The following is a 9,945-nucleotide window of genomic DNA, read 5'->3' as shown; positions in this document are numbered from 1 at the left end:
GGGGTGCCGCCCCCGGGAGCGGCACCCCCGGTGGTTCCACGCATGTGAACCAGCCGGGCACGCACTCCGTGGCCGCGCCCGGCAGCCGGGCGCAGCTCGCCCACACCGGCGGCGACCTGCCCATGAGCGCCGTCCTGCCGGTGGGCGCGGGCGCGCTGCTCGCGGGCGCCGTGCTGTACCGCAGGGCCCGGGCCGCCGCCCGGTAACCAGCGCCTACGGTGCGCAGGCCGCAGCGGGCTCCGCGTCCACGGAGCCCGCTGCGGCCCGGCCGTCTCGGCTCACCACGTGGCACGCACCTGGCGGATGATCCGCCGACGCAACCGCACCTTGCGGCTGCCGTCGCGCAGCAGGCTCAGACGGTACAACTCCCAGTGTCCGTACTCGGCGTGGTCCGTCAGCAGACGTGCCGTCTCCTTGCGGGAGACCCCGCGCGGTACGTACACGTCGACAAATTCGTATTCCGGCATCGCATCCATTGTGCGGTCTGGGGCCCGGTACGGATAGCGTCTGCACTATGTCTGATGCTGCGCAGCCCACCGCTGCCGAGGTACGCGCCGCCGCCGAGGCGGTCAAGGCCGCGCTCGACCGTCACCTGGCCGCGGTCGAACGCAAGTCGGGGGAGGAAGACCCGGCCGTCTACGAGGCGTTCAACCAGCTGGCCGCGGCCGCGGAGGCGTACGACGAGTTGCTCTACGACCGCTACGACGAGGTCACGCCCTTCGAGATCCCCGGTGACGACTCGCTGCCGCCGTACACGGGCCCGGAGGAACCGCACGCGATCAGCGTGCTGATCCGCCGCGACTACACCGTGGCCGAGCCGCATCGGCTGCTGGCCCAGGCCCAGCGGGTGGAGGCCGCGGACACCGTGGCCGGCACGGGCATCGGCGAGAACGCCTCCGGCACGGTGCCCGGGGCGCTCGGCGTCCTGTTCGGTGAGTTCGAACCGGACGAGATCGCCTCCCGGCACAGCGAGTTCGGTCTGGAGGAGGGCGACTCCACCTTGTGGGTCATGGCCGCGGACGAGCCCGCCGACCCGGGCGACTGGCTGGAGGCGCCCTTCGAGCACGTCGACTCGCAGCGGATCGTCTGCCGCTTCGACGTCAGCGCGGTCTTCGACGACGAGGATGTCGATGACATCGATGATGTCGACGGCGATCTCGACGACGGTGATCTCGACGACGACGATCTCGGCACCGGACTCGACGACGAGGAACTGGAGCCGCTGGACGCGACCGACCGCTGAGCGACGGCGGACGCGTCCCGGAACCTCCCCCGCCTCAGCCCGCCGCCCGTTCCTCCGCCGCCCGCGCCTGCGTGCGGAGCAGGTCGGGCAGGCGGGTCGTACGGGGCTTCGCCGGCACCTCGGCCACGGCCCTCGGGAGCGCCTGCTCCACCCCGTGCACCACGGACAGATGACGGCTCGCCCGGCCGAACGCCGTGTAGACCCACGGCCGGCTGAGCGCCCGCGCCGCGTCGCCGGGCAGCACTACGACCACCGCGGGCCACCGGCCGCCCGCCGCCTGGTGCGCGGTCAGCGCCCACCCGTGCCGCACCTGTGCCTCCACCCGCTCCCGCGGTACGACCACGGGGTCGCCCGAGCAGGACAGGTGCAGTCCCTCGGCGTCGGCCTTCACCACGTGACCGGGCAGCGTACGGCCCGGGGCGGGGGAGTAGGCGATCCGGTCGCCCGGGTCGAAGCCGCCGAAGCGGCCGGGGCCCGGGTTGAGCCGTGCCTTCAGCGCCGCGTTCAGCGTGCGGGTGCCGGCCGCGCCGCCGTGTCCCGGGGTGATCACTGTCGTCTGCTCGGCCGGTACGCCGATGGCCCGCGGCACCGAGTCCACGACGAGCTGCACGGTCCGGTGCACGGCCTCGCCCGCGTCCCGCACCGGAACGATCACGACCTCCTTGCCGGGCGCCGCCACCTCGCTCAGCTCGCCGGCGCCGATGCCGGAGACCAGCTCGCCCAGCGGGCCCGGGTCCGGTACGCGCGAGGCGACGCAGGGACAGACCCGCGCCGCCAGCAGATCCGCGAAGACCCGCCCGGGCCCCACGGACCACAGCACTCCCGGGTCCCCGGCCAGCACCAGCCGGGCGCCGTCCGGAAGCGACTCCACGAGCAGGGCCGCGGACTCCACGTCCAGCTGGGGGGCGTCGAGCACGACGAGCAGGTCCAGGGCGAGTGAGCCGTCGTCGTCCCGGCCGGGGCCCTCGGCGCCGGACAGCAGTCCGGCCACCGTGGCGACGGGCGGCGCGGGCGTCCCGGACGGCCCGCCGGCCTCCTGGAACCGCCCCAGCAGCTCCGCGAACCCGTCCCGGCCGAGCGGGCCGTGGGCGGCGGCCCACGCGCGCAGCCCGAGCCGCCGCGCCTCGCCCAGCAGCCGGGCGGGCTCCGCGCGGGAGGCCTCACCTCCCGTGTGCAGGACCAGGCCGTGGCCCGCGACCGCGCGGAGCAGCTCGGCGGCGGAGCCCTGGGCGGAGGCGGCGGCCCGTTCCCAGTCCTCGGACGGACCGCTCTCCTTCGGTACGGACCCGATCAGCCGGGCCAGTCCGTCGGCGAGGCTCTCCTCGGCGAGCGCGTACCGCTCCAGGCCCACGAGGACGCGCACCGGGCGCTCGCCCTCCTCGTCCGCCGCCGGGGCGTCCTGGAAGGCCAGGGCCTCGCCCTCCGCGAGTGTGCCGTGCAGGGCCGCCTCGGGGTCGGGCACCGCCCGCTGGGCCAGGGCGGCGGTCAGCGCCGGGGCGTCCAGGGCCGTGTGCCCGGCGAGGGCCGCCTGCTCCAGCAGCCACACGGTGAGAGCCCGGCCGCGCCGCTCGTCGTCCGGACCGCACTCCGTGCCGAGCAGGGCACGCGCGAACCCGTCGGCCTGCTCCGGCCGTACGCCCCTCACGCGCAGCAGCTGCCAGGGGTCGGCGCGCAGCCGCTCCTCCGCGCCCTGCCCGAGGAACGCGGCCACCTGAGGCGCGAGCGCCTCCGGGGCACCACCCTCGCCCAGCACACGCCGCACACTCCGGATGGTCTCGGTCGCGGGCGCCGCGGGCACGGCGGCCGTCTCGGCGAAGACGGGCGCAGGCCGCCGTACCGGTTCGGGGGCGGGGCGTCGCGGCGCGGGCTCCGGCTCGGCGAAGACGCCGGCCGCGGGGGTCTCCCCGCTCTCCACGGCCCGCACCGCCGCCAGCAGATCGGCCGCCTTGCCGCTCAGCTTCCCCCCGCTCTCGACCGGCCCCTTCTTCGCCGCCTTCCGCCGCTCGATCCGCTCCCGCTCGACCTGCTGAGCCACGAGCTCCGCCTCGGCCTCGGACAACCCCGCCGCGCCGGCACCGTCCGCCGCGCCGGCACTGTCCGCCGCGCCGGCACTGTCCGCCGCGCCGGCACCGTCCGAGCCGTCCGCCGCGTCCGAGCCGGTCGTCGGACCGCCACCGCTCCCCGCGGCGGCCGCGGCGTCGCCCCGTCCTTCGCCGTCCGGCGTACCGCCGGTCTTCCGGGCGCCGGTTTCCGGGTCGGGGTCCGGGGTGCCAGGCCCGGAGTGTTCCGTGGTCTCCGGCTCGCTCACAGCGTGCTCCAGTCGTGATCGGGATAGCGGTGCACCGGCGCCGACACGTCGTCGAGCGCCCGGCAGATCTCGCCAGGAAGACTAAGCGCCTCCACTGACAACGCCGCCGTGAGCTGCTGTGCGTTGCGGGCGCCGATGATCGGCGCGGCCACGCCGGGGCGGTCGCGGACCCAGGCGAGGGCGACCTGGAGCGGGGTCACCGCCAGCCCGTCCGCCGCCGTGGACACCGCGTCCACGATGCGGCCGGCGGTGTCGTCGAGGTACGGCTCGACGAAGGGCGCCAGGTGCTCCGAGCCGCCCCGCGAGTCCGCGGGCGTCCCGCCCCGGTACTTGCCGGTCAGCACACCGCGGCCCAGCGGTGAGGAGGGCAGCAGGCCCATGCCCAGGTCGAGGGCGGCCGGCAGCACCTCGCGCTCGACGCCCCGCTGCAGCAGCGAGTACTCCATCTGGGTGCTCGACAGCCGCGTCCGGGTGCCCGGCGCCGCGAGCTGCCAGGTCGCCGCCTTGGCGAGCTGCCAGCCGCAGAAGTTCGAGACCCCGGCATAGCGCACCCGGCCGCTGCTCACGGCCAGGTCGAGCGCCTGCAGGGTCTCCTCCAGCGGGGTGTACGGGTCGTAGGCGTGGACGTGCCACACGTCGACGTAGTCCGTGCCCAGGCGGGCGAGCGAGGCGTCCAGCGCCGCGAGCAGATGGCCGCGGGAGCCGTCGAAGCGGCGGTCCGGGTCCGGGACGCTGCCCGCCTTGGTCGAGACGACCAGGTCGCGACGGGGCACGAGGCCGTCCATGAGCCGCCCGAGCAGGTACTCGGCCTCCCCGTCGCCGTACACGTCGGCCGTGTCGACGAGGGTGCCGCCCGCCTCCCAGAACACCTTCAGCATGTCCGCGGCGTCGTGCTCGTCGGTGGCCCGGCCCCAGGTGAGGGTGCCGAGACCGATGCGGGACACGCGCAGGCCCGTACGGCCGAGATGCCTCTGCTCCATGGACGCCGAGATTACTGGCCGGAGCTGAGAGGCGGGTTGCCTGTGGACAACCCGAAATCCCGCCGACCCGCGCTAGTGTTCCCCGCACAAGGAACGTTACTGATCGGTAAGGGGAACGGCATGCGGCTCGGGATCAACCTCGGCTACTGGGGCGCCGGGATGGACGCGGACAACCTGGCCGTCGCGCAGGAGGCGGACCGGCTCGGCTACGCCGTGTGCTGGGCGGCCGAGGCCTACGGCTCCGACGCGGCCACCGTGCTCGCCTGGGTCGCCGCGCAGACCGAGCGCATCGACGTCGGCTCGGCCATCTTCCAGATCCCCGCCCGCCAGCCCGCGATGACGGCGATGACGGCCGCCACCCTGGACTCGCTGTCCGGCGGCCGCTTCCGGCTCGGCCTCGGCGTCTCCGGCCCGCAGGTCTCCGAGGGCTGGTACGGCGTCAAGTTCGACAAGCCGCTGGCCCGCACCCGCGAGTACGTCGAGATCGTCCGCAAGGCGGTGGCCCGCGAGCGGCTGACGTACGACGGCGAGCACTGGACGCTGCCGCTGCCCGGCGGCCCGGGCAAGCCGATCAAGCTGACCGTCCACCCGCAGCGCGAGCACATCCCGCTCTACATCGCCGCCATCGGCCCGAAGAACCTGGAGCAGACCGGCGAGATCGCCGACGGCGCCCTGCTCATCTTCCCCTCCGCCGACCACCTGGAGGAGACGGCGGTCAAGCACCTGCGCGCGGGCCGTGAGAAGGCCGGCAGGACCATGGACGGCTTCGACGTCTGCCCGACCCTTCCGCTCGCCGTGGGCGACGACAAGGACGTGGCCCGCCTCGCCGACACCTTCCGCCCCTACACCGCGCTGTACGTCGGCGGCATGGGCAGCCGCGAGCAGAACTTCTACAACCGGCTCGCCCGCCGCATGGGCTACGAGAAGGCGGCCGCCGAGATCCAGGACAAGTACCTCTCGGGCGACAAGCAGGGCGCCGCGGCCGCCGTTCCGCAGGAACTCATCGACCGGACCACGCTGCTCGGTTCCGTCGACCGGATCGCGGACCGCATGAAGGCGTACGCGGCGGCCGGCGTCACCACACTGACCCTCGCCCCCGCCGGCTTCACCCTGGAGGAGCGGCTCGCCTCGCTCCGCGCCGGCGCCGAGGCCCTGGAGCGCGCGGGGCTGGCGTGACACGGGCGCACACCCGGCAGACCCGAAGGCTTTCCACGGCCGTGGTGGGGGCTCGGGGGGTCCACCCCGCCACGGCCGTCACGGAGCACAACGCGCGCGTACCCGCCCGGTTACGGCCGCGCCCCTTCGCGGCCCGCTCGTGCTCCGCCGTTCGGCGCAGTGCCCCCGCATCCGTGTTGCGGCACGTCCGGGCCCGCACTTGACTCGTGCTGCGCGGCAGTCCGGCAGGGAGGTGGCCCGCGATGCTCTCGCCCAGGAGCCTGTTCCAGGAGATCCTCGACCACGACGAGTCCTTCCGGCTGTTCTGCTCCATCGCGGCCGGCGGCGAGGCGCAGGGCGGCTGGGAGAACGGCCGGATCGCCGCCCTCGTACCGGCGAGCGAGCGCGACCTCGCCCCGAGGATCGCGCGCCACGGCGCGGACGAGGACAAGCACGGGCGCATCTTCCGCGCCCTGCTGAACAGGCGAGGTCTGGACCCCGTCCCGGTGCCCCCCGAGACCGACTACACGATGCTCCTGGAGAAGCGGGGCATCGGGCTGGCGCACGACAGGCTCAGGTCCGACGAGCCGCTCACCGTCCAGGACGTCATCGTCTACCTGGCCCACAGCCGGGTCACCGAGCAGCGCGCCTGCGAGCAGATGGAGCTGCTGTGCCGGCACTTCGGCGACCACCCCGACGTGGGCCGGGCGGTGCGCATGATCGCGCGGGACGAGGAGAACCACCTCGCCTACTGCCACGAGGAACTGCTGCGCCTGGCCGCCGCCGGGCACGGCCGGACCATCCAGCGCGCCCTGCACGCGTGCGCGTGGGCCGAGATCCGCGTCCACCGCGACGTCAGCCTCGCCGTGATGGCCCGCATGGGCCGCATCCTCGGCTGGACGAAGGTCCGCTCGGCGCTCGTCGCGGCCGGCATCCACGCCGTGTACGTCCACGAGCGGCTGGTGGGCCGGTGGCGGATGGTGACCCTGTCCATGCCCGAGCGCCGCGACGCCCTCGGCACACCCGCCGCCCCGGCACCCGTGCCCGGACCCGAGCCGGAGCCCGCCTGACCGGCGGGCCGCGCCCCTACAGCCAGCCCCGCTGCTTGAACAGCCGGTACAGCAGCAGCTCCAGCAGCGCCATCAGCACGATCACCGCCGGGTAGGACCACGTCCACTGCAGTTCCGGCATGTGAGCGAAGTTCATGCCGTAGATCCCGGCGATCATCGTGGGGACCGCGGCCATGGCCGCCCACGCGGAGATCTTCCGCATGTCGTCGTTCTGCTGGACGCTGGTCTGCGCCAGGTGCGCCGACAGGATGTCCGAGACCAGCCGGTCCAGGCCCTCCACGGACTCGTTGACCCGGATCAGGTGGTCGCTGACGTCCCGGAAGAAGGGCCGGGCCTTGTCGTCCACGAAGGGCACGGCCGGGGAGAAGACACCCATGCCGGTGCCGCTCAGGCGGGCCATCGGCAGGCCCAGCGGGCCCGTCGCCCGCCGGAACTCCGTGATCTGGCGTTTGAAGTTGTAGATCCGCGAGGCGGTGTGCCGCGAGCGGTCCCGGTCCGGCGAGAAGACCTCCGCCTCCAGCTCCTCCAGATCCGCCTGCAGCTCGGCGGCCACGTCCAGGTAGTGGTCGACGGTGGAGTCGGCGATCGCGTACAGCACGGAGGTGGGGCCCTGGCCGAGCATCTCCGGCTCCTGCTCCAGCCGGTGCCGAACGGTGGCCAGCCCGTCGCTCTCGCCGTGGCGCACCGTCACCACGAACGCGTCGCCCAGGAAGATCATGATCTCGCCGGTGGAGACGGCGTCACTGTGCGGCTCGTACATCACGGGCTTGAGCACCACGAACAGCGAGTCGTCGTAGACCTCCAGCTTGGGCCGCTGATGGGCCTTCAGAGCGTCCTCGACCGCCAGCGGATGCAACGCGAACTCCTCGGCGACCAGGCCGAATTCCCGCTCGCTCGGTTCATGCAGCCCCACCCACACGAAACCCCCGGCGGCCCGTGCCGCGGCCAGCGCGTCGGAGAAGTCCTCCGGACCCCGGGTGCGGCGGCCGTCACGGTAGACGGCGCAGTCGACGATCACAGAGCGTGTTCTCCTTTCGCCCGGCCACCGCCGGAGCCGTCCGTACGCCTACCCTGGCCGCATGCCCACGCTGATCCTCGTCAGGCACGGACGCTCCACCGCCAACACCGCCGGACTGCTGGCCGGCTGGACCCCCGGGGTCGCCCTGGACGAACGCGGCGCCCAACAGGCCGCCGCGCTGCCCGGGCGGCTCGGCGGGCTGCCGATCGCCGAGGTGGTCACCAGCCCGCTGCGGCGCTGCCAGGAAACGGTACGACCGCTCCTGGACGCCCGGCCAGAGCTGGCGGCGCACACCGACGAGCGGATCGGGGAGTGCCACTACGGCGACTGGTCCGGCCGCAAGCTCACCGAACTCAAGGACGAGCCGCTGATGGAGGTGGTGCAGGCGCACCCCTCGGCGGCGGCGTTCCCCGGCGGTGAGTCCCTGCGCGCGATGCAGACGCGCGCCGCCGAGGCGGTGCGCGAGTGGAACGCGCGCGTGGAGCGCGACCACGGGGCCGACGCGGTCTATCTGATGTGCTCGCACGGTGACATCATCAAGTCCCTCGTCGCGGACGCGCTCGGTCTGCACCTGGACCTCTTCCAGCGGATCTCGGTCGAGCCGTGTTCCGTCACCGCGATCCGCTACACCCGGCTGCGGCCGTTCCTGGTACGGCTCGGGGACACCGGGGACTTCGCGTCCCTGGTGCCGCGCGAGGAGTCCGCGGACGGCGACGCACCCGTCGGGGGCGGCGCGGGCGCACCGTGATCGTCGGCCGCAGTAGGGTGAAGCGGTCGCCGCCGACTCGCCGACCGGGTCGACTCGCCGGTTCCGTCGACCCTCCCGATTCCGCCGTTCACACGATTCCCATGGAGACAGGACGTGTCCCGTCAGGTGTTCCTCTACGACCCCCCGGACCGCTTCGTGGCCGGTACGGTCGGACTTCCCGGGCGCCGTACGTTCTTCCTCCAGGCCACCGCCGGCTCCCGGGTGACCAGCGTGGCCCTGGAGAAGACCCAGGTCGCCGCGCTCGCCGAGCGCATGGACGAACTGCTCGACGAGGTGGTGCGCCGTAGCGGCGGCAGCGCCGCCGTGCCCGCCGTGGCGCCCGCCGAGATCGCCGACACCGGCCCGCTGGACACCCCCATCGAGGAGGAGTTCCGGGTCGGCACCATGGCGCTCGCCTGGGACGGCGAGGAACAGCGCATGATCGTCGAGGCGCAGGCGCTCGTCGAGATCGACGTGGAGTCCGAGGAGGACCTCGCCGAGGCCGAGGAGCGGCTGCTGCAGGACGAGGAGAACGGTCCCCCGATGCTGCGGGTCCGGCTCACCGGCGCGCAGGCGAGGGCCTTCGCCAAGCGTGCCCTGGACGTCGTCAACGCCGGACGGCCGCCGTGCCCGCTGTGCAGCCTCCCGCTCGACCCGGAAGGACACGTATGTCCGCGCCAGAACGGATACCGCCGCGGCATGTGACGCCCGGCGCGGCGTCCGCCGAGCTGCTCGCCCGGGGCGAGCTGACCGTGCGCGGCCGGATCCGCGAGGCCTCCAACGCGGCGCTGTTCTGCACGGTCGCCTGCGACGGCCAGGAGGCGGCCTGCGTCTACAAGCCGGTCGCCGGGGAGCGTCCGCTGTGGGACTTCCCCGACGGCACGCTCGCCGCGCGCGAGGTGGCCGCGTACGAGGTCTCCGAGGCGACCGGCTGGGGCCTGGTGCCGCCCACCGTGCTGCGCGACGGCCCCTACGGCGAGGGCATGGTGCAGCTGTGGGTCGAGGCGACCGCCGACGACGACGGAGCGGAGCTGCTCGCGCTGCTGGACGCCGAGGAGCCCGGCCCGGGCTGGAAGGCGATCGGGTTCGCCGAGGTCGGCCGGGGTCGCACCGCGCTGCTGGTGCACGCCGACGACGAGCGGCTGCGCCGGCTGGCCGTCCTGGACGCCGTGATCAACAACGCCGACCGCAAGGGCGGCCACCTGCTGCCGGCTCCCGACGGGCACCTGTACGGCATCGACCACGGCGTCACCTTCCACGTCGAGAACAAGCTGCGCACCCTCCTGTGGGGCTGGGCGGGCGAACCGCTCCCGCCGGACGTCCTGGGCGTCCTCGAGTCCCTGGAGGACGCCCTCACCGACAAAGCCCTCCTCGCCACCCGCCTCTCCGGCCTGATCACCCCGCCCGAACTCCGTGCCACACG

10 protein-coding genes and 1 pseudogene are annotated in these 9,945 nt (G+C 74.0%); 7 read left to right on the top strand and 4 right to left on the bottom strand.

Translation table 11 applies throughout. The annotated features are described in order from the left end of the window. A pseudogene (locus C1I97_RS23355) lies at nt 1-206 on the top strand (hypothetical protein); the annotation flags it as partial. Nucleotides 207-278: 72 nt separating this feature from the next. On the opposite strand, the gene C1I97_RS23350 reads toward C1I97_RS23355, so the two are convergent. Continuing rightward, a complete protein-coding gene (locus tag C1I97_RS23350) occupies nt 279-467 on the bottom strand; it encodes a DUF5703 family protein (protein ID WP_003989151.1) in 189 nt (62 codons plus the stop codon). Nucleotides 468-514: 47 nt separating this feature from the next. On the opposite strand from C1I97_RS23350, the gene C1I97_RS23345 reads away from it, so the two are divergent. After that, entirely contained in the window at nt 515-1,243 is a 729-nt protein-coding gene (locus tag C1I97_RS23345; RefSeq protein WP_111005149.1) for a hypothetical protein, read from the top strand. Nucleotides 1,244-1,277: 34 nt separating this feature from the next. On the opposite strand, the gene C1I97_RS23340 is transcribed toward C1I97_RS23345, so the two are convergent. Both C1I97_RS23340 and C1I97_RS23335 read right to left on the bottom strand, forming a co-directional pair. Further along, on the bottom strand, nt 1,278-3,563 hold the full coding sequence (locus C1I97_RS23340) for a helix-hairpin-helix domain-containing protein (protein WP_441349143.1): 2,286 nt from the start codon (nt 3,561-3,563) through the stop codon (nt 1,278-1,280). After that, nucleotides 3,548-4,531, bottom strand: coding sequence for an aldo/keto reductase (locus C1I97_RS23335; protein ID WP_111005147.1), 984 nt, complete (start codon nt 4,529-4,531; stop codon nt 3,548-3,550). Before C1I97_RS23335 ends, C1I97_RS23340 begins: the two co-directional genes overlap by 16 nt. Before the next feature lie 120 nt (nt 4,532-4,651). Between C1I97_RS23335 and C1I97_RS23330 the strand changes: the two genes are divergently transcribed. Beyond that, nucleotides 4,652-5,707: an LLM class F420-dependent oxidoreductase gene (locus C1I97_RS23330; protein WP_111005146.1), complete on the top strand. Its 1,056-nt coding sequence runs from the start codon at nt 4,652-4,654 to the stop codon at nt 5,705-5,707. A gap of 242 nt (nt 5,708-5,949) precedes the next feature. Beyond that, on the top strand, nt 5,950-6,756 hold the full coding sequence (locus tag C1I97_RS23325) for a ferritin-like domain-containing protein (RefSeq protein WP_111005145.1): 807 nt from the start codon (nt 5,950-5,952) through the stop codon (nt 6,754-6,756). A 16-nt stretch (nt 6,757-6,772) separates the two neighbouring features. Here the strand turns inward: C1I97_RS23325 and corA are convergent, their stop codons facing one another. Further along, nucleotides 6,773-7,774, bottom strand: coding sequence for a magnesium/cobalt transporter CorA (gene corA / locus C1I97_RS23320; protein WP_111005144.1), 1,002 nt, complete (start codon nt 7,772-7,774; stop codon nt 6,773-6,775). A 61-nt stretch (nt 7,775-7,835) separates the two neighbouring features. On the opposite strand from corA, the gene C1I97_RS23315 reads away from it, so the two are divergent. From C1I97_RS23315 to C1I97_RS23305, 3 genes are all read left to right on the top strand, one after another. Next, the gene (locus C1I97_RS23315; RefSeq protein WP_111005143.1) at nt 7,836-8,522 is read left to right on the top strand and encodes a histidine phosphatase family protein; all 687 of its coding nucleotides are present in this window, start codon (nt 7,836-7,838) and stop codon (nt 8,520-8,522) included. A 114-nt stretch (nt 8,523-8,636) separates the two neighbouring features. Beyond that, nucleotides 8,637-9,227 (top strand): DUF3090 domain-containing protein, encoded by a 591-nt coding sequence (locus C1I97_RS23310; RefSeq protein WP_111005142.1) that lies wholly within the window; start codon nt 8,637-8,639, stop codon nt 9,225-9,227. Further along, nucleotides 9,191-9,945: SCO1664 family protein (locus tag C1I97_RS23305; RefSeq protein ID WP_111005150.1), on the top strand; the 755-nt coding region annotated here is incomplete at its 3' end. The genes C1I97_RS23310 and C1I97_RS23305, both read left to right, overlap by 37 nt.

Source organism: Streptomyces sp. NTH33, from assembly GCF_003236365.1.
In the GTDB taxonomy this organism is placed as follows: Bacteria; Actinomycetota; Actinomycetes; order Streptomycetales; family Streptomycetaceae; genus Streptomyces.
This window is presented reverse-complemented; position numbering and strand designations above follow the sequence as displayed.

Bases quoted from the DNA above. Each gene is read 5' to 3' on its own strand.
- C1I97_RS23350 (WP_003989151.1), bottom strand. From the start codon at position 467: ATGCCGGAATACGAATTTGTCGACGTGTACGTACCGCGCGGGGTCTCC.
- C1I97_RS23345 (WP_111005149.1), top strand. From the start codon at position 515: ATGTCTGATGCTGCGCAGCCCACCGCTGCCGAGGTACGCGCCGCCGCC.
- C1I97_RS23335 (WP_111005147.1), bottom strand. From the start codon at position 4,531: ATGGAGCAGAGGCATCTCGGCCGTACGGGCCTGCGCGTGTCCCGCATC.
- C1I97_RS23330 (WP_111005146.1), top strand. From the start codon at position 4,652: ATGCGGCTCGGGATCAACCTCGGCTACTGGGGCGCCGGGATGGACGCG.
- C1I97_RS23325 (WP_111005145.1), top strand. From the start codon at position 5,950: ATGCTCTCGCCCAGGAGCCTGTTCCAGGAGATCCTCGACCACGACGAG.
- C1I97_RS23315 (WP_111005143.1), top strand. From the start codon at position 7,836: ATGCCCACGCTGATCCTCGTCAGGCACGGACGCTCCACCGCCAACACC.